Origin of the sequence: Pseudolactococcus raffinolactis NBRC 100932 (assembly GCF_001591765.1) — a bacterium.
GTDB classification, from domain to species: Bacteria; Bacillota; Bacilli; order Lactobacillales; family Streptococcaceae; genus Pseudolactococcus; species Pseudolactococcus raffinolactis.
In genome coordinates, this window is record NZ_BCVN01000007.1 from 51,917 (window position 1) to 69,997 (window position 18,081).

Sequence of the window (18,081 nt, forward strand, 5' to 3'; positions counted from 1 at the left end):
CATGTCACGTATTGGTAATAAAATTATTACTATCCCTGCTGGCGTTGAGGTTAAACTTGACGACAATACAGCGACAGTAAAAGGACCGAAAGGCGAGTTAACTCGTACTTTCTCTAAAAACATCGAGATTAAAATCGAAGGTACTGAAATTACTTTGCATCGTCCAAACGATTCAAAAGAAATGAAAACAATCCACGGCACAACTCGTGCTAACCTTAACAACATGGTGATTGGTGTATCTGAAGGGTTCAAAAAAGAGCTTGAAATGCGCGGGGTTGGTTACCGTGCACAACTTGCTGGCAATAAATTAACATTGTCAGTAGGTAAATCTCATCCAGATGAAGTTGTAGCACCTGACGGTATCACTTTTGAAGTGCCATCAAACACACAAATTAATGTGTCTGGTTCTAACAAAGAAGTGGTCGGTGAAGTTGCTGCCTACATCCGTGGCTTACGCCCACCAGAGCCTTATAAAGGCAAAGGTATTCGTTACGTTGGTGAATTTGTAAGACGTAAAGAAGGTAAAACAGGTAAATAAGCTATTTTCAATTTTTGTAGTTTTTGGCCTCTGGTTAATCTTGCGTTCAGCGGATGAGCTCGGAGTTATTGACTACATGTTGATATTGCTTACTGTTTTGAGTAAAACAACCAACAATAACCTTTTGGAGAGAATTTGGCTGCGCAAAGCGGCTTAATAGCTACTAAGAGGGACTAGAAAAAATAAGAGGTAAATATTGTGATTTCTAAACCAGATAAAAATAAAACGCGTCAAAAACGCCATCGTCGCGTACGCGGTAAAATCTCTGGTACTGCAGAGCGCCCACGTTTGAATGTTTTTCGTTCTAACACAAACATCTATGCACAAGTAATTGATGACATAGCAGGTGTAACGCTCGCAAGTGCCTCATCGTTGAAAGAAAACGGTACTAAAACTGAACAAGCTAAAGCAGTTGGTACTGCAGTAGCTAAAGCAGCAGTAGCTGCTGGCGTTTCAGAAGTAATCTTCGACCGTGGTGGATACCTTTACCATGGACGTGTGCAAGCACTCGCTGAGGCTGCACGTGAAAATGGACTTAAATTCTAAGGAAAGGGGTAGACACTAAAATGGCTAGAAACGAAGAAGTAAAAGAATTCGAAGAACGCGTTGTTGGTATCAACCGTGTTACTAAAGTTGTTAAAGGCGGACGTCGTCTGCGTTTTGCAGCGCTTGTTGTAGTTGGTGACCGTAACGGTCGCGTTGGATTTGGGACTGGTAAAGCACAAGAAGTACCAGAAGCTATCCGTAAAGCTATTGAATCAGCTAAGAAAAACATGATCACAGTACCAATGGTTGGTACAACTGTACCGCATCAAGTACTTGGTGAATTTGGCGGCGGTAAGATCTTGATCAAACCTGCTGTCGAAGGGGCTGGAGTCGCAGCCGGTGGTGCTGTACGTGCCGTCCTCGAACTTGCTGGTGTTGCAGATGTAACATCAAAATCACTTGGTTCAAACACACCAATCAACGTTGTTCGCGCAACAGTTGATGGTTTGAAACAACTTAAACGTGCTGAAGATGTTGCCGCATTGCGTGGCGTATCTGTAGCAGACTTAGCGTAAGGAGGATATCATGGCTCAAATTAAAATTACTTTGACTAAGTCTCCAATTGGCCGCTTGCCTGCACAACGCGCAACAGTTAAAGCGCTTGGCCTTGGCAAATTGTCAAGCTCAGTCATCAAAGAAGAATCACCTGCTATCAACGGTATGGTCACTAAGATCGCACACTTGGTAACAGTTGAAAAAGTTTAATAGGCTAACTATTAATCAAAAATAAAAGCGAGCCTGACACTTCCGCGATTTCCCGCGAAAGTGTCTTGGCGTTTAGTAAAGGTTATCTCTATAGGGGTAACTATAATAGGAGAAATTTATAATGAAATTAAATGAACTCAAAGCTGCTGAAGGTAGCCGTAAAGTCCGTAATCGTGTTGGTCGTGGTACTTCGTCTGGTAATGGTAAAACATCTGGTCGTGGTCAAAAAGGTCAAAAATCTCGTTCAGGCGGCGGTGTCCGTCTTGGTTTCGAGGGTGGTCAAACACCTTTGTTCCGTCGTATGCCTAAACGTGGTTTCTTGAACGTTAACCGTAAAGATTACGCAATCGTTAACCTTGATACATTAAACCGTCTTGAAGATGGCGCAACTGTTTCTGCTGAAACATTAGTTGCTGCTAAAATCATCAAAGATGTTAAATCTGGTGTTAAAGTACTAGGTAACGGCGAACTCACAGTTAAAAACCTTAAAGTTGAGGTAGCAAAAATTTCTGCTTCTGCAAAATCTGCTATTGAAGCTAACGGTGGTTCAGTTGTAACTCCTGAAGCCTAAAAACACTCATCAGTCTGACGGGAATTCCCATCAGACTTTTGGTGATTTTAGTCAGTCGTTTGAATTTCAGATTTAATTATAGTACAATTAGAGAAATAAAACTTTTTTCAAATACTATGAGATTAAGCTGATTTAAATCAGAATAAAGGGGTTCTATGTTTTTTAAACTCTTGTTTCAAGCGTTCAAAGTTAAGGAGATTCGAGCACGAATCTTATTTACGCTTGGCATTCTATTCGTTTTCCGTTTAGGTGCGCATATCACTGTGCCTGGGATTAACGTTAATAACTTAAATGCCTTGAGTGACCTGCCATTTTTGTCAATGATGAACATGGTGTCAGGGAATGCGATGCAAAGCTTTTCGGTTTTTGCCATGGGTGTGTCGCCGTATATCACGGCTTCCATCATTGTCCAATTATTGCAAATGGATATCCTACCTAAGTTTGTCGAATGGGGCAAACAAGGTGAGATTGGTCGCCGGAAACTCAATCAAGCCACACGTTACATTTCGCTGGTTCTAGCTATGCTACAATCCGTTGGGATAACTGCAGGTTTTCAGGCAATGAGTGCTCAAAATATCGTGACGAATCCGACATGGCAAACCTATCTGTTTATCGGTGCTATCTTAACCACAGGATCTATGATTGTTGTCTGGTTGGGTGAGCAAATCACCGATCGTGGGTTTGGTCAAGGTGTGTCAGTCATTATCTTTGCGGGGATTATCTCATCAATACCCGGTGCCATTAGCCAGGTTTATCAAGATAAATTTGTTAATGTCCGCTCGGGAGAAATATTCAACTCTAGCATATTTGTCGTGATTCTACTTGTTGCTATGGCAGCTATCGTATTTATCACAACCTTTGTTCAACAAGCTGAGCGTAAAATTCCAGTCCAATATACGAAACTCGTGCAAGGTGCACCGACAAGTTCATACTTGCCATTGCGGGTCAATCCTGCTGGGGTTATTCCGGTTATTTTTGCCAGTTCAATTTCTACGGCACCACAAACGATTTTACAGCTCTTGCAACATTCTAATAAGAATATAGCTTGGGTTGAAAATATCAAAAATGCCTTAGATTATAACACTTGGACAGGGATGCTATTTTACGCCTTGTTGATAGCACTCTTTACGTTCTTCTATGCTTTTGTTCAGGTAAATCCTGAAAAAATGGCAGAGAATTTACAAAAACAAGGATCGTATATTCCTTCTGTTCGTCCTGGTAAGGGGACAGAAAAATATATCTCACGTTTGTTGATTCGTTTGTCAACGGTTGGTGCACTCTTCCTCGGATTAATCTCGATTATTCCGATTGTTGCGACTAACTTGTTTGATCTGCCTAAAATGGTAGCCCTTGGTGGTACGAGCCTTTTGATCTTGATTTCTACAGCGATTCAAGGTGCGAAACAATTGGAAGGTTACATGTTTAAACGCCAATATAAAGGCTTTATGGACGATCCAATCAAATGATAAAAGACTGGTCGAAAGACCGGTTTTTTTGATACTCAAAAAGAATGCCTGCTTGATGTTGTCAAAAGGACTTGAAAACGCTAAAATAGAAGGGTAGAGAAAAATAGACAATTGGAGAACAAATGAATTTATTAATCATGGGCCTACCAGGTGCTGGTAAAGGGACACAAGCTGAAACAATCGTTGAAACATATGGTGTACAACACATCTCAACTGGAGATATGTTTCGTGCTGCAATGAAAAATGAAACTGAAATGGGTAAATTGGCCAAATCTTACATCGATAAAGGTGAATTGGTACCAGATGATGTTACAAACGGTATCGTGAAAGAACGTTTGGCACAAGATGACATCCAAGCATCAGGCTTCTTGCTGGATGGCTTTCCACGGACGATTGAACAAGCAGAAGCACTTGATGCCATGCTTATGGATCTGGGTATTAAACTTGATGCAGTTGTGAATATTGACGTAGATCCTTCTATCTTGGTTGAGCGTTTGTCAGGCCGTTTCATCTGTCGCACATGTGGTGCAACTTATCATAAAGTTTTCAACCCCACTAAAATCGAAGGCACTTGTGACAAATGTGGTGGCCATGATTTCTACCAACGCGAGGATGACAAACCTGAAACAGTTAAAAACCGATTGGATATTAACATCAAGCAAGGTGCGCCAATCCTTGAGCATTATGGCAAACTTGGCCTAGTTAAAGATGTTGACGGTCAACAAGATATTGACAAAGTTTCAGAAGCAATCAAAGCAATTTTAGGCTAAACAAACGTGATATCAGAAGTAAAAATAAATTCGCATCATTAACTTGTAAAAGTCGGACTAGTATGGTATAATATCCTAGTCCGACTTTTAGATATTTATCAAAAATGGACAAATTTAAAGAGGAGGTAAGTTGACGTGGCAAAAGATGACGTAATCGAAATTGAAGGCAAAGTGATTGACACGATGCCTAACGCGATGTTCACCGTTGAACTTGAAAATGGACACAAAATTTTGGCGACTATTTCAGGCAAAATGCGAAAGAATTATATCCGCATCTTAACTGGTGACCGTGTTACTGTTGAGATGTCGCCGTATGATTTGACCCGTGGACGTATTACATACCGCTTTAAGTAGTCCAAACATTTTTATAGGAGGTATATACAATGAAAGTAAGACCATCGGTTAAACCAATGTGCGAATACTGTAAAGTAATTCGTCGTAACGGTCGTGTTATGGTAATTTGCCCTGTCAATCCAAAACACAAACAACGTCAGGGATAGAAAGGAAACATAAAGAATGGCTCGTATTGCTGGAGTTGATATTCCAAACGATAAACAAGTAGTAATTTCACTTACTTACGTTTACGGAATCGGTCTCAAAACGTCACAAAAAGTTCTTGCCGCCGCAGGCGTTGCAGAAAATATTCGCGTGAAAGATCTTACAACTGACCAAGAAGATGCTATCCGTCGTGAAGTTGATGGACTTAAAGTTGAAGGCGACCTACGTCGTGAAGTCAACCTTAACATCAAACGCCTCATGGAAATCGGTAGCTATCGTGGCATGCGTCATCGTCGCGGATTGCCTACTCGTGGTCAAAACACGAAGAACAACGCACGTACACGCAAAGGTCCTGCTAAATCTATCGCAGGCAAGAAAAAATAAGAAAGGAGATAAACATTGGCTAAACCTACTCGTAAACGTCGTGTGAAGAAAAATATCGAATCTGGTGTTGTCCACATTCATGCAACTTTCAATAACACAATCGTGATGATTACAGACGTTCATGGTAACGCGCTTGCTTGGTCATCTGCTGGTGCTCTTGGCTTCAAAGGATCTAAAAAATCGACTCCTTTCGCTGCTCAAATGGCATCTGAAGCTGCTGCTAAGTCTGCTCAAGAACATGGTTTGAAAACTGTAGCCGTTACTGTTAAAGGTCCTGGACCAGGTCGTGAATCGGCTATCCGCGCTCTTGCAGCTGCTGGTCTTAACGTAACAGCAATCAGCGATGTGACGCCTGTACCCCACAATGGTGCACGTCCTCCAAAACGTCGTCGTGTATAATTTCTAGAGTGCTTGTTGCTACTCTAACATTTTGCACTGAAAGGATATACACATGATTGAGTTTGAAAAACCAAAAATTACAAAATTTGATGAAGCTAATACCTATGGCAAGTTTGTCGTAGAACCGTTAGAACGTGGTTATGGGACAACCCTTGGCAACTCATTGCGTCGTATTCTTCTATCGTCACTTCCTGGTGCTGCTGTCACAAGCATCCAAATTGATGGTGTTCTCCATGAGTTCACAACGATTCCAGGCGTGCATGAAGATGTGATTCAAGTGATTCTTGCGATTAAAGGGCTTGCGATCAAATCATATGTTGAAACGGAAAAAATCATTGAACTTGACGTCACAGGTCCTGCAGTTGTTACAGCTGGAGATATCTTGACAGATAGCGATATTGAGATTGTCAACAAAGATCATTATCTCTTCACACTTGCGGAAGGTCACTCTGTGAACGCTCGTATGACTGTGAAATCTGGTCGTGGTTATGTCTTGGCTGAAGATAATAAACAATCTGATGCACCTATCGGGACAATCGCTGTGGATTCATCATACACACCTGTCAACAAAGTAAATTACCAAGTTGAACCAGCTCGTGTGGGTGAAAAAGATAACTTTGACAAATTGTCACTTGAAATCTTCACTAACGGCACAATCTCAGCAGAAGATGCTTTGTCATTATCTGCAAAAATCTTGACTGACCATTTGAGTCTCTTTGTTAACTTATCTGAAGTAGCGCAAGCTGCTGACACATTGGTTGATAAAAACGAGGTCAAACCTGAGCGTGCTTTGGATAAAGTCATCGAGGAACTTGATCTTTCTGTTCGTTCTTACAACTGTTTGAAACGTGCTGGTATTAATACCGTCGCTGACCTTGCTGATATGAGTGAACCAGAAATGCTCAAAGTGAAAAACTTGGGTCGTAAATCTTTAGTGGAAGTTAAAGATAAACTTGATAGCCTAGGCTTGTCACTTAAAAAAGACTAAATTAAAATCTAAATAGGAGGAATCATGGGTTACCGTAAACTTGGACGTAAATCTGATCAACGTAAAGCAATGCTTCGCGATTTGACGACTGACTTGATCATTAACGAATACATCGTAACAACTGAAGCTCGCGCTAAAGAAGTTCGTAAAACTGTTGAAAAAATGATTACACTCGGAAAACGTGGCGATCTTCACGCACGCCGTCAAGCTGCTGCTTACGTACGTAACGAAATCGCTGAAAAAGATTTCAACGAAGAAACTGAAACTTTCCCAACTGTACTTCAAAAATTGTTTGGCGATATCGCTACACGTTATGAAGGCCGTAATGGTGGATACACACGTATTCTTAAAACTGAACCACGTCGTGGCGATGCTGCGCCGATGGCAATTATTGAACTCGTTTAATCATTGGAGTCAGTTGAACTCAACAATTAAATAAAGCAGTAAGGGGCACCTGTCATTCGATTTTTATGGTGTTTTCGAAAGTATTTTGAAAATGACATAAATTCGGTTTGCCAGTGTGACCCGATAGTCTTCATCAATCTTTTGTGGAGTGTTATGATGGTGGTGCTTGCACTTAGTCTAGCTCTTACTGTCTAGTCTTAAAAACTAGGCCGCTTATCCTTTGAGATAAGTGGTTTTTATTTTGCCATAAATTATTTCAAAGGCGTGATTAAGCTTTCTGTGTTAGAATAGACATACAAAACTAAAAATGATGTCAAACGTCTGACGTGGCCTAGTCGTCAAGTCAATGGTACAGTAAACGTAGCAAATACAACTCAAAAATAAAGAATAGGAGTTGCTATCTCTTAAAACAGAAAGTAATTAGATGAAGGAGCAAGGATTGGATATTGCACGTGAGCTCTTACGTGAGCGCTATTTTACAAATTTAAAACAATCAGACGACTTATTTGTCGGAATTGAATTAGAGTTACCCATCGTTCATTTGACAGGTCAAGCAGTTGAGTTTTCGGTTGTATTTGACTTATTTGATCAATTAGTAGAACAACTTCCACTGTCAATTGAGAAAGCTGATGACAACGGTCAAGCTATTCAACTTGTTTCTGATGAAACTGATGACCGAATTTTGTTCGAGGTAGGTTATAATACGTTAGAATTTGCATTTGGTAAAGCAGAGACAATAGGTGAAGTGGAAAAACGCTTTTTAACCTATTTAGCAGTGATGCAACCAATTTTAAAAAATCGGGACCACCTTTTAACAGGTTTCGGTGTTAATCCATTCTGGGATAAAAATGACAATAGGCCTGTTGCAAGTCCTCGCTATGAGATGCTGATGGCCTATTTAAAGTTGGGAGCTGGTAGAGACGATGTTCACGTTAGTCACGCCAACTATGGGGCTTTTATTCAAGGAAGTCAAATTCAGTTAGATGTGACATCTGAGAATTTATTACCAACCCTCAATACTTTTAATGCCATAGAACCGATTAAAGCATGGCTGTTTGCTAATTCTTATCTTTGGAACGGACAATTAGATACCTTGATTTCACGTGATGTTTTCTGGGAAGAGTCAATGCATGGTGTATTTCCAGAAAATACAGGTGTGTTTCCAGAAACTTTTGATGATCCAGAAACATTTCTTGATTATCTAACACGGACTGCTTTATTCACACGCACTTCTGAGACAAATGCCTATTATTTTGAGCCGATTCAAGCAACTGATTACTTTAATCATGATGAGATCCCAGCCTTTGATTTAGTTGGCAATGACCTTGTCTTAACGCCTAGCCCCTTTGAATTTAAGACGCATCGGAGTTATCAATATCAGAATCTCACGACACGTGGCACTGTTGAGTTTCGAAGTAGTTGTGCGCAACCTATCTCTAGCTCTTTTACTGTCGCAGCCTTTCATTTAGGCTTGATGCAAGAGTTGTCAGCTTTTGAAGCACTAATTGCTAATCATGCTTTTTATGAAGACTACGGTCGAGATTATCCTAAACTACGTCGTAGATTTTCAGTACCTGATTTGTCATCTGAGGAATTAGACGATGTTACCAAATTCGCTAAAGATTTATTGGATTTAGCAACAGTAGGACTTGAAAAACGTGGGTTTGGTGAAGCAAAATATTTAGCAGCACTCTATCAACGGGTTAAGACCAAAGAAAATCCAGCCATCAAAGCATTACACCTGCTTGAAGCTGGTAAAACATTATCAGAAATATCGGAGATTTTTGCAGATGGAAAAGACATTTAAGATATCAGGAGCTCTTGAGTATAATAAGCAGAATGCCTATTGGTATATTAATGGTGACTTACTCACGATTACGTATCAATCCAATCGTGAATTATCAGCTATTTTAGCCGTCCTCAACCGTCAAGGTATTGAAATCCAGTATGTCCAAGCACCTGCCAATGATTTTCAATTACCTGGTTACGAAAATTTAGAGTTATCAACACAAAATTTAATCGCTGATGCCATCAAATATGGTATCCAGTTTCAGGTTCTCGATGAAGTTGAGCAGATTGTCAAATTAACCTACGGTTCACATACAGAGTATGTTAAAGAAGGCAATATCACGCATTTTGACAGTGCCTTATCGCATGCCTTGATGGAAAACAAAATCGTCACCAAGGAGATTTTAAATGCCGCAGGAATCCAAGTGCCGTCTGGCTATGAATTTCACGACATTAGGGATGCCTTGGCTCATTTCGACCAACTCCCGTCAGCTTTTGTGGTCAAACCCAAGTCGACCAACTACGGTATCGGCATTAGTATCTTCAAGGAAACAGCGACACAAGCGGATTATGAACAAGCCGTGAAAATTGCTTTTGAAAATGATGATGCGATTATCGTTGAAACCTATGCCCATGGTACAGAATATCGATTTTACGTGCAAAATGAAGAAGTGTTAGCAGTATTAGAACGCTTTCCTGCTAATGTCTTTGGGGACGGCATTCACAGTATTAAACAATTGGTGGCAATTAAAAACACAGACATCAGGCGAGGTGAGCATCATAGAACGCCGCTTGAAAAAATCAAATTAGGTGATGTTGAACAGTTAACCCTTAGCTTGCAAGGATTTAATGAAAATTCAATCCCCAAAGCACAAGAACGAGTCTTCCTAAGAGAGAACTCAAATGTTTCAACTGGTGGTGACTCTATAGATCGGACAGATCAAGTCAGTGATTACTATAAAGCAGTCGCCGTGAAAGTTGCACACGCATTGGACGTGACGATTACAGGAGTGGATATCATCATCGCGGATGCTAGTCAGGAAGGACCTTATTTTGTCATTGAAGCCAATCAAAATCCAATGATGCAAATGCACCTTTTTCCAGCGTTTGGCCAGTCGCGACGAGTGACAGAAAGTTTGATCAGGCTCTTATTTCCAGAAAGTATTTGATTAAGACAAATACCATGCGAGTGCATGGTATTTTATTTGACAAAATTTTCTGATAATTGCTTGACGTAACTTTTAAAAGTGTTAGAATGGTAATAACAGATTTGTTTGAAAAGAGGAATAATTTAAGTTTAATATCAGAATTGAGCTTAATATCGTGTTTAAACCTCAACGCAACACAAGTCTTTTTAAATCAATCGCTCATCACTGAGGTAAGCAAGGAAGGCACTTATGAAATTCACATATAACGGTACGACAACAGAAGTTGAGCTTAACAAATATTCTAAAACGCTCACGCAAGATCCGACACAACCGGCAACACAAGCCATGTTTTACGGCATCGGTTTTAAGGATGAGGATTTCGATAAAGCGCAAGTTGGGATCGTGTCCATGGACTGGGATGGTAACCCCTGTAACATGCACTTAAACCAGCTTGGTCAAAAAGTCAAAGCATCAGTAGATGCGACTGAAGACCTTTTAGGTTTGCAGTTTCACACAATCGGTGTCTCTGACGGGATTGCTAACGGGACTGATGGCATGCGCTATTCGCTTGTATCACGTGAAGTTATTGCAGACTCAATTGAGACCAATGCAGGTGGTGAGTATTATGATGGGATAGTCGGCATTCCAGGTTGTGATAAAAACATGCCAGGTACGATTATCGGTATGGCGCGTTTGGATCGGCCATCTATCATGGTTTATGGTGGGACGATTGAGCACGGTGAATATAACGGACAGTCCCTCAACATCGTCTCAGCCTTTGAAGCCTTAGGGGAAAAATTAACAGGTAACATTTCTGATGAGGACTATCATGGTGTCATTTCCAATGCCATTCCAGGTCAAGGTGCTTGTGGCGGCATGTATACAGCCAATACAATGGCTGCAGCGATTGAAACACTTGGGATGACGCTACCATTTTCATCAACAAACCCTGCCAAGTCTGACGAGAAGCAGCGCGAAGCGGCATCTGTCGGTGAATACATGAAAACACTTCTAGCTCGGGATATTAAACCGAGTGACATCATGACACGTGAAGCCTTTGAAGATGCCATCACAGTTGTCATGGTACTTGGTGGCTCTACTAATGCCGTTTTACATTTAATCGCTATGGCGCGGACAGTTGGGATTGATCTCACACAGGATGATTTCCAAGCCATCTCTGATCGCACGCCTGTGATTGGTGACTTCAAACCATCCGGTAAGTACATGCAAGAAGATTTGCATCGGATTGGTGGTCTACCGGCTGTTCTTAAGTTTCTCTTGAAAGAAGGTCGCATCCATGGAGACCGAATGACCGTCACTGGTAAAACTTTAGCAGAAAATCTCGAGAATGCTGCGGATTTAGACTTTGACCTTCAGGATATTATCAGACCCTTTGACAAACCGATTAAAGCCACAGGTCATTTGCAAATTCTCTATGGTAACCTCGCATCAGGTGGTTCAGTCGCTAAAATTTCGGGTAAAGAAGGTGAGCAGTTTACTGGAACAGCACGTGTCTTTAATGGTGAGCAACATTTCATCGAAGGGATTGAGACTGGGCGTTTACACGCCGGTGATGTTGCAGTCATTAAGAATATCGGCCCAGTCGGGGCGCCTGGGATGCCAGAAATGCTGAAACCAACGTCTGCGTTGATTGGTGCTGGTCTAGGAAAATCAGTGGCTTTGATCACAGATGGGCGTTTCTCTGGTGGGACACATGGCTTTGTTGTCGGACATATCGTCCCTGAAGCGGTTAAAGGTGGTGTGATTGGCCTCGTTGAAGATGATGATATCATCGAAATTGACGCCATTAACAATACCATCAATCTGAAAGTATCGGATGAAGAGCTCGCAAAACGTCGGGCAGCATACCAACAACCAGCGCCTAAAGCAACTCGAGGTGTGCTTGCGAAATTTGCAAAATTAACAGACGATGCGGCGCATGGTTGCATCACAGACTTTTAAGTCGTCTTATCATTGATAACTGAAAAACAACTGGTCAAAATTACCAGTTGTTTTGATTAGGATAGACATTTTGTTGGCTAAAATTAACCTTAGTCTAAATGTTTCTCTTTGATGATATAGACAGGACGATGCTTGGTCTCTAAAAATATTTTACCGATATACTTACCGATGATGCCAAGTGAAAAAAGTTGAATCCCACCAATTAAAAGTAGAAGGGTAATCAAGGTTGGGAAACCTTGTACAGGATCTCCAAATATCAGCGTTTTGAACGTATAGAATGCTGCAAGTAGCATCGAAATAATAAAAGAGATAAAGCCCATTAAGGTTGCGAAATTTAGGGGAGCATCAGAGAAATTGACAATCCCATCAATGGAGTAACTGATGAGTTGCCAAAAACGCCATGAGGTTTTGCCAGCTTTTCTCTCAATATTTTCATAAGAAAGATATTTTGTTTTAAATCCAACCCAAGCTAATAAACCTTTAGAAAAACGGTTGACTTCGGTTAATCTTAAAATTTCATTGACAACCTGTCGGGTCATGAGTCTGAAATCTCGGACTCCACTAGGGATTTCAGTATGAGAAAGATGGTTAATCACCCAGTAAAAACTACGAGATAAAAAGCTTCTAATAAAAGGCTCGCCTTTTCGTGAAATTCTCCGACAACCGACGATATCATATTGACCTTCTAACATGTCCTTGTACATTTCAGACAATAGGAAAGGTGGATCTTGTAAATCAGCATCCATAATGGTCACAAAGTCACTATCAGAGGCCTCTAGCCCTGCTAAAATCGCAGCTTCCTTACCAAAGTTTCGAGAAAAGGAGAGATAAAAGATATTATCAAAAGTCTCTGAAAGATTTTTCATGATATCGAGCGTATCATCTGTGGAGCCATCGTTAATGAGGAGGTATTTTTTAATTAAAGGTAGTTCGTGGGTTTGAAGGTTAACTGTACTAATAAAGTCCACTAATACGTCCGCTTCGTTGAAGCATGGGACGATAATCGTTAGAGTATTCATGTCTAAATTATACCAAAATTACTTGAAAAAAGACTGAAAAAGTGTTAAAATCTAAACATAATTCATAATTTTCAGAACTTTCGAAATATGAAAATCCTTGAAGGGAGAGCTAATATTGAAACAAATAAAACTTGAGACTCCAAAAAGTGGGTCGCAACTCGTCCTTGATACCCTTAAAGATTTGGGGGTTGATACAATTTTTGGCTATCCTGGTGGTGCTGTCTTGCCACTCTATGATGCCATTTATAATTACGATGGTATTCAGCATATTCTTGCTCGCCATGAGCAAGGCGCAACACACGAAGCTGAAGGCTATGCCAAATCATCAGGCAAATTAGGCGTTGCTTTAGTCACATCAGGACCTGGCGCAACGAATGCCATTACTGGGATTGCAGATGCCAATGCTGATTCGGTACCCATGCTAGTCTTTACCGGTCAAGTAGCAACGCCAGGTATCGGTAAAGATGCTTTTCAGGAAGCTGATATTATTGGTGTTACCATGCCAATTACCAAGTACAACTATCAAATTCGTGAAACCCAAGACATTCCGCGTGTGATTACTGAGGCGATTCATATTGCAACGACTGGTCGTCCTGGTCCAGTCGTCATTGACCTTCCCAAAGATATCGCAGCTCAAGAAGTGGCTTATATTAATGATACTACGATTGACTTGCCGTCTTATCATCCGACTGTCGAGCCAAATGCCAAGCAATTGAAAAAAATTGTTGAGCTTTTAGCTAAGAAAAAACGCCCCTTGATTTTAGTCGGTGGCGGTGTTAACTACTCAAATGGTAATCTTGCCCTAACTCAGTTTGCTGAAAAGTATCAAATTCCAGTCGTTTCTAGCCTGCTTGGCTTAGGTGCAATGCCTGTCGAAAATCCCTTATTTTTAGGGATGGGTGGCATGCATGGATCCTACGCTGCTAATATGGCTCTAGCTGAAACGGATTACCTCATTAATTTTGGTAGTCGCTTTGATGACCGTTTGGCTTCAAATCCGTCTTTATTCTTGAAAGAAGCGAAGGTCGCACACATTGATATTGATCCTGCAGAGATTGGCAAAATTGTTAAAACAGACTTGCCAGTGGTGGGTGATGCCAAACGAGCTTTGGAAATCTTGCTAACGTTCGACGCGCCTGCTACCGATTTTTCAAAATGGGTGAGTCAAGTTCAAGACAATGCACAACGAGCACCTTACAGCTATGAACCAGAGCCAAACTTTAACAAACCACAAGAAGTCATCAAGCTAATCGGTGAGTTGACAAATGGTGACGCCATCATTGTAACCGATGTTGGACAACACCAAATGTGGGCAGCGCAATGGTATCCGTATAAGAGTAATCGCCAACTCATCACGAGTGGTGGCCTCGGAACTATGGGCTTTGGTATTCCTGCAGCCATTGGTGCTAAGTTGGCCAATCCAGATAAAGAGGTTATTGTCTTTGTTGGAGATGGTGGCTTCCAAATGACCAATCAAGAATTAGCGATTTTGAATGGCTATCATATCCCAATAAAGGTTGTCCTTTTTAACAATCATTCTTTGGGCATGGTGCGTCAGTGGCAAGAAAAGTTCTATGAAGAACGTCGGAGTCAGTCTGTATTTGACCTAGAACCAGACTTCCAGTTGCTAGCTGCAGCTTATGGGCTTAAGCATGACAAGTTTTTAGATCCTAAAACCATTGCCGAAGATTTAAAAGTACTCACAGAAGATGTGCCAATGGTTCTGGAAGTTGGTATCTCACGAGAAGAGCAGGTCTATCCGATGGTGCCAGCAGGTTGGCATAATGATGAAATGTTGGGGGTGAAATTCAATGCGTAGAATGTTAACAGCAAAACTCAATAACTCAACAGGTGTCCTGAATCGTTTCACGGGAGTCTTGTCACGTCGTCAAGTCAATATCGAAAGTATCTCAGTTGGGCATACAGATGTGCCACATATCTCACGAATCACGATCATTATCGATGTTGATAGTATTGATGAGGTTGAACAGATCATTAAGCAGCTCAACCGTCAAGTGGATGTCTTGCGTGTGCGTGATATTACGGATGTGCCTCACATTGAGCGCGAGGTGATTCTCGTTAAGGTTTCGGCTCCAGCCAATATTCGGTCAGAATTATTTGCGATGATTCAACCTTTCCGAGCGAGTGTCGTAGACGTTGCGCCTAAAACTGTGACCATCCAATTGACTGGTGGCTACGATAAAATCGAAGCGCTTTTAAGGGTAGTTAAGCCATATGGCATTAAAAATATTGCAAGAACCGGTGTAACAGGTTTCACGCGAGACTAAAAGATACGGACAAACAAAGCGTCACATTTGTTCTTGACAAATTGTCTGAAAAATCGTACAATTGTATCATATTTAAAAATTGATTGAATTTTCTATCTTTTGCTAATTGACAGATAAATATCAAAAATAAAGGATAGACACTAACAGCTTATAGGAGATTTGAAACGATGGCAGTAACGATGTATTATGAAAATGACGTAAAAACACCAGCACTTGCTGGTAAACAAATTGCAGTAATTGGCTACGGATCACAAGGTCATGCCCATGCGCAAAACTTGCGTGACTCAGGCGAGAATGTCATCATTGGTGTGCGTGCAGGGAAATCATTTGATGCCGCTAAAGAAAACGGCTTTGATGTGTATCCAGTGGCAGAAGCGGTAGCAAAATCTGATGTCATTATGATTTTGGCACCAGATGAAATCCAAGCTGATCTTTATGCTAAAGACATTGCGCCTAATCTTAAAGATGGTGCAGCGATTGGCTTTGGTCATGGTTTCAACATCCATTTTGGCTATATCAAAGCACCACAGACTGTTGACGTTTTCATGCTTGCTCCTAAAGGACCAGGTCACTTAGTACGTCGTACTTACACTGAAGGTTTTGGTGTACCAGCACTTTTCGCAGTTTATCAAGATGCGACGGGAAATGCGCGTGATATCGCAATGGACTGGGGACGTGCAGCAGGTGGCGCCCGTGTTGGAATGCTTGAGACGACCTTTAAAGAAGAAACTGAAGAAGATTTGTTTGGGGAACAAGCGGTTCTTTGTGGTGGCACAACTGCCTTGATTGAAGCAGGTTTTGAGACTTTAACAGAAGCAGGTTATGCACCAGAATTGGCTTATTTTGAAGTTTTACATGAATTAAAACTCATCGTTGACCTCTTATATGAGGGTGGCTTCAAGAAAATGCGTCAGTCTATTTCAAATACAGCTGAGTATGGTGACTACATCGCTGGACCACAAATTATCACAGCTGAAGTTAAGGCAAATATGAAGAAGGTACTTAACGACATTCAGACAGGTGCTTTTGCTAAAGATTTCGTAGAAGACTACAAAGCAGGAAATCCGAAAATGAAGGCTTTCCGTGCTGCTGCAGCAGATCTTGAAATTGAAAAAGTTGGTGCTGAATTGCGTAAGGCTATGCCATTTACGCAAGCCAACGATGATGCAGCTTTCAAAATCTATAACTAAGCCAAAAATACAGACAAAACTGTCTATCGTTTTTAACTTGGAAGAAAGCTGAGCCTAGTCTCGGCTTTCTTTTCGGTTGATTTTAAAAATGAAGGAATCTAATTTTATGGTAACTTATCAAGATGTGTTAGCTGCAAACGATGTTTTGAAAGATGTCGTCATTCAAACGCCAATGAGACGTGATAGCTATTTGTCTGAAAAATATGGCGCCAATATTTACCTTAAACAGGAAAATGTCCAGAAAGTTCGCTCATTCAAATTGCGTGGTGCTTATTATGCGATTCATAATTTGCCCCAGGATAAATTGAAATGTGGCGTCGTATGTGCCAGTGCGGGCAATCATGCCCAAGGTGTAGCTTATACTTGTCAAGAATTAAAAATTCCTGCAACCATTTTTATGCCGACAACCACACCTCAACAAAAAATCACACAAGTAAAATTTTTTGGCGGGGACTATGCAGACATTGCGTTAGTTGGTGATACGTTTGACGAATCAGCCACAGCGGCAATTGATTATGCCCGCCGCGAAAATAAAACTTTTATCGACCCATTTGATAATCCAGATGTCATCTCAGGTCAAGGCACGGTTGCTGTCGAAATTTTCGAAGCAGCACAGCAAGAAGGCATCAAAATAGATCTGCTTCTAGCCGCAGTTGGTGGTGGTGGCTTGATTTCTGGGGTTTCAGTCTATGCTAAACACGCGAGTCCAGAAACCAAAATAATTGGCGTTGAGGCTTCCGGAGCGCGGTCCATGCAAGCAGCATTTGATCATGCCGGTCCTATTAAACTTGAAACGATTGATAAATTTGCAGATGGTATTGCTGTTCAAAAAGTAGGACAATTAACCTATCAAATCGCCAAGGAAAATGTCGATGAGCTTGTGAATACGGATGAAGGATTAATATCGAGTACGATTTTAGATCTCTATTCTAAACAGGGAATCGTAGTTGAACCAGCAGGTGCGACTAGTGTAGCGGCATTAGAATTAATCAAAGATGAGATTAAAGGTCAGACAATTGTTTGTATCATTTCAGGTGGTAACAATGATATTAATCGCATGCAGGAAATCGAAGAAAAAAGTTTGATTTATGAGGGGCTCAAACATTACTTTGTTGTAAACTTTCCGCAAAGGCCAGGCGCCCTACGTGAATTTGTCAATGATGTATTAGGTCCCCACGATGATATTACGCGTTTTGAATATATCAAACGTGCTAATAAAGGGACTGGACCAGTCTTGATTGGTATTTTGCTGTCAAACAAGCAAGATCAAGCTCAGCTCATTGAACGTCTAGCAGCCTTTGATAGTAAATTTATAGACTTGAAAGGACAAGAAAGTTTGTATAACTTATTAGTTTAAAAAAATAAACACCTCAGATGATTTGGCTAGCTAAATCATCTGAGGTGTTTTAATATTAA

Annotated in this window: 21 protein-coding genes; 20 read left to right on the forward strand and 1 reads right to left on the reverse strand. The window is 40.9% G+C overall.

Translation table 11 applies throughout. The features are described 5' to 3' along the window. Position 1: 1 nt before the first annotated feature. The 16 genes from rplF (at position 2) to ilvD (ending at position 12,168) form a co-directional block, all read left to right on the forward strand. Positions 2-538, forward strand: coding sequence for a 50S ribosomal protein L6 (gene rplF / locus LRA01S_RS04015; RefSeq protein ID WP_061774334.1), 537 nt, complete (start codon positions 2-4; stop codon positions 536-538). A gap of 198 nt (positions 539-736) precedes the next feature. Further along, the gene (rplR, locus tag LRA01S_RS04020) at positions 737-1,084 is read left to right on the forward strand and encodes a 50S ribosomal protein L18 (protein WP_003138082.1); all 348 of its coding nucleotides are present in this window, start codon (positions 737-739) and stop codon (positions 1,082-1,084) included. Positions 1,085-1,104: 20 nt separating this feature from the next. Beyond that, positions 1,105-1,599, forward strand: a complete 495-nt coding sequence (rpsE, locus tag LRA01S_RS04025) for a 30S ribosomal protein S5 (RefSeq protein WP_003138081.1) — start codon at positions 1,105-1,107, stop codon at positions 1,597-1,599. Between the two features lie 10 nt (positions 1,600-1,609). Continuing rightward, positions 1,610-1,789: a 50S ribosomal protein L30 gene (gene rpmD / locus LRA01S_RS04030; RefSeq protein WP_003138079.1), complete on the forward strand. Its 180-nt coding sequence runs from the start codon at positions 1,610-1,612 to the stop codon at positions 1,787-1,789. A gap of 121 nt (positions 1,790-1,910) precedes the next feature. After that, the gene (rplO, locus tag LRA01S_RS04035; RefSeq protein WP_061774335.1) at positions 1,911-2,360 is read left to right on the forward strand and encodes a 50S ribosomal protein L15; all 450 of its coding nucleotides are present in this window, start codon (positions 1,911-1,913) and stop codon (positions 2,358-2,360) included. Between the two features lie 155 nt (positions 2,361-2,515). Then, positions 2,516-3,826, forward strand: coding sequence for a preprotein translocase subunit SecY (gene secY / locus LRA01S_RS04040; RefSeq protein WP_061774336.1), 1,311 nt, complete (start codon positions 2,516-2,518; stop codon positions 3,824-3,826). 122 nt (positions 3,827-3,948) lie between these two features. Continuing rightward, entirely contained in the window at positions 3,949-4,596 is a 648-nt protein-coding gene (locus LRA01S_RS04045; RefSeq protein ID WP_061774337.1) for an adenylate kinase, read from the forward strand. Positions 4,597-4,731: 135 nt separating this feature from the next. Further along, positions 4,732-4,950, forward strand: coding sequence for a translation initiation factor IF-1 (gene infA / locus LRA01S_RS04050; protein WP_003138071.1), 219 nt, complete (start codon positions 4,732-4,734; stop codon positions 4,948-4,950). A 29-nt stretch (positions 4,951-4,979) separates the two neighbouring features. Then, entirely contained in the window at positions 4,980-5,096 is a 117-nt protein-coding gene (gene rpmJ, locus LRA01S_RS10755) for a 50S ribosomal protein L36 (RefSeq protein WP_072353646.1), read from the forward strand. 16 nt (positions 5,097-5,112) lie between these two features. Beyond that, complete coding sequence (rpsM, locus tag LRA01S_RS04055; protein WP_061774338.1) at positions 5,113-5,478, forward strand: 30S ribosomal protein S13; 366 nt, start codon at positions 5,113-5,115, stop codon at positions 5,476-5,478. Positions 5,479-5,493: 15 nt separating this feature from the next. Continuing rightward, positions 5,494-5,877 carry a 30S ribosomal protein S11 gene (gene rpsK / locus LRA01S_RS04060; protein WP_003138068.1) on the forward strand — a complete coding sequence of 128 codons (384 nt, stop codon included), beginning with the start codon at positions 5,494-5,496 and terminating at the stop codon, positions 5,875-5,877. A 52-nt stretch (positions 5,878-5,929) separates the two neighbouring features. Next, positions 5,930-6,865 carry a DNA-directed RNA polymerase subunit alpha gene (locus LRA01S_RS04065; RefSeq protein ID WP_061774339.1) on the forward strand — a complete coding sequence of 312 codons (936 nt, stop codon included), beginning with the start codon at positions 5,930-5,932 and terminating at the stop codon, positions 6,863-6,865. A 24-nt stretch (positions 6,866-6,889) separates the two neighbouring features. Next, on the forward strand, positions 6,890-7,270 hold the full coding sequence (rplQ, locus tag LRA01S_RS04070) for a 50S ribosomal protein L17 (protein WP_061774340.1): 381 nt from the start codon (positions 6,890-6,892) through the stop codon (positions 7,268-7,270). 424 nt (positions 7,271-7,694) lie between these two features. Beyond that, entirely contained in the window at positions 7,695-9,077 is a 1,383-nt protein-coding gene (locus LRA01S_RS04075) for a glutamate-cysteine ligase family protein (RefSeq protein WP_239519116.1), read from the forward strand. Further along, positions 9,061-10,227 (forward strand): bifunctional glutamate--cysteine ligase GshA/glutathione synthetase GshB, encoded by a 1,167-nt coding sequence (gene gshAB, locus LRA01S_RS04080; RefSeq protein WP_061774341.1) that lies wholly within the window; start codon positions 9,061-9,063, stop codon positions 10,225-10,227. The genes LRA01S_RS04075 and gshAB overlap by 17 nt, the downstream gene beginning before the upstream one ends. Before the next feature lie 228 nt (positions 10,228-10,455). Beyond that, positions 10,456-12,168 carry a dihydroxy-acid dehydratase gene (gene ilvD / locus LRA01S_RS04085; RefSeq protein WP_061774342.1) on the forward strand — a complete coding sequence of 571 codons (1,713 nt, stop codon included), beginning with the start codon at positions 10,456-10,458 and terminating at the stop codon, positions 12,166-12,168. Between the two features lie 89 nt (positions 12,169-12,257). Here ilvD and LRA01S_RS04090 read toward each other — a convergent pair whose 3' ends face one another. Next, positions 12,258-13,187 carry a glycosyltransferase family 2 protein gene (locus LRA01S_RS04090; protein ID WP_061774343.1) on the reverse strand — a complete coding sequence of 310 codons (930 nt, stop codon included), beginning with the start codon at positions 13,185-13,187 and terminating at the stop codon, positions 12,258-12,260. A 115-nt stretch (positions 13,188-13,302) separates the two neighbouring features. Here LRA01S_RS04090 and LRA01S_RS04095 point away from each other — a divergent pair, with 115 nt between their 5' ends. The 4 genes from LRA01S_RS04095 to ilvA all read left to right on the forward strand — a co-directional run bounded on the left by LRA01S_RS04095 (position 13,303) and on the right by ilvA (position 18,022). Next, positions 13,303-15,006 (forward strand): acetolactate synthase large subunit, encoded by a 1,704-nt coding sequence (locus LRA01S_RS04095; protein ID WP_061774344.1) that lies wholly within the window; start codon positions 13,303-13,305, stop codon positions 15,004-15,006. Beyond that, positions 14,999-15,475 carry an acetolactate synthase small subunit gene (ilvN, locus tag LRA01S_RS04100; protein WP_061774345.1) on the forward strand — a complete coding sequence of 159 codons (477 nt, stop codon included), beginning with the start codon at positions 14,999-15,001 and terminating at the stop codon, positions 15,473-15,475. Before LRA01S_RS04095 ends, ilvN begins: the two co-directional genes overlap by 8 nt. Before the next feature lie 167 nt (positions 15,476-15,642). Continuing rightward, positions 15,643-16,665: a ketol-acid reductoisomerase gene (gene ilvC, locus LRA01S_RS04105; protein ID WP_061774346.1), complete on the forward strand. Its 1,023-nt coding sequence runs from the start codon at positions 15,643-15,645 to the stop codon at positions 16,663-16,665. 106 nt (positions 16,666-16,771) lie between these two features. Next, positions 16,772-18,022, forward strand: a complete 1,251-nt coding sequence (ilvA, locus tag LRA01S_RS04110) for a threonine ammonia-lyase IlvA (protein WP_061774347.1) — start codon at positions 16,772-16,774, stop codon at positions 18,020-18,022. The last annotated feature ends 59 nt before the right edge of the window (positions 18,023-18,081 follow it).

Excerpts from the sequence above, each read along its gene's own strand:
- LRA01S_RS04090 (WP_061774343.1), bottom strand. The coding sequence starts at position 13,187 with ATGAATACTCTAACGATTATCGTCCCATGCTTCAACGAAGCGGACGTA.
- secY (WP_061774336.1), top strand. The coding sequence starts at position 2,516 with ATGTTTTTTAAACTCTTGTTTCAAGCGTTCAAAGTTAAGGAGATTCGA.
- rpmD (WP_003138079.1), top strand. The coding sequence starts at position 1,610 with ATGGCTCAAATTAAAATTACTTTGACTAAGTCTCCAATTGGCCGCTTG.
- rpsM (WP_061774338.1), top strand. The coding sequence starts at position 5,113 with ATGGCTCGTATTGCTGGAGTTGATATTCCAAACGATAAACAAGTAGTA.
- ilvN (WP_061774345.1), top strand. The coding sequence starts at position 14,999 with ATGCGTAGAATGTTAACAGCAAAACTCAATAACTCAACAGGTGTCCTG.
- rpsE (WP_003138081.1), top strand. The coding sequence starts at position 1,105 with ATGGCTAGAAACGAAGAAGTAAAAGAATTCGAAGAACGCGTTGTTGGT.
- LRA01S_RS04075 (WP_239519116.1), top strand. The coding sequence starts at position 7,695 with ATGAAGGAGCAAGGATTGGATATTGCACGTGAGCTCTTACGTGAGCGC.
- rpmJ (WP_072353646.1), top strand. The coding sequence starts at position 4,980 with ATGAAAGTAAGACCATCGGTTAAACCAATGTGCGAATACTGTAAAGTA.
- gshAB (WP_061774341.1), top strand. The coding sequence starts at position 9,061 with ATGGAAAAGACATTTAAGATATCAGGAGCTCTTGAGTATAATAAGCAG.
- LRA01S_RS04065 (WP_061774339.1), top strand. The coding sequence starts at position 5,930 with ATGATTGAGTTTGAAAAACCAAAAATTACAAAATTTGATGAAGCTAAT.
- LRA01S_RS04045 (WP_061774337.1), top strand. The coding sequence starts at position 3,949 with ATGAATTTATTAATCATGGGCCTACCAGGTGCTGGTAAAGGGACACAA.
- rplF (WP_061774334.1), top strand. The coding sequence starts at position 2 with ATGTCACGTATTGGTAATAAAATTATTACTATCCCTGCTGGCGTTGAG.
- rplQ (WP_061774340.1), top strand. The coding sequence starts at position 6,890 with ATGGGTTACCGTAAACTTGGACGTAAATCTGATCAACGTAAAGCAATG.
- ilvC (WP_061774346.1), top strand. The coding sequence starts at position 15,643 with ATGGCAGTAACGATGTATTATGAAAATGACGTAAAAACACCAGCACTT.
- rplO (WP_061774335.1), top strand. The coding sequence starts at position 1,911 with ATGAAATTAAATGAACTCAAAGCTGCTGAAGGTAGCCGTAAAGTCCGT.
- ilvA (WP_061774347.1), top strand. The coding sequence starts at position 16,772 with ATGGTAACTTATCAAGATGTGTTAGCTGCAAACGATGTTTTGAAAGAT.
- ilvD (WP_061774342.1), top strand. The coding sequence starts at position 10,456 with ATGAAATTCACATATAACGGTACGACAACAGAAGTTGAGCTTAACAAA.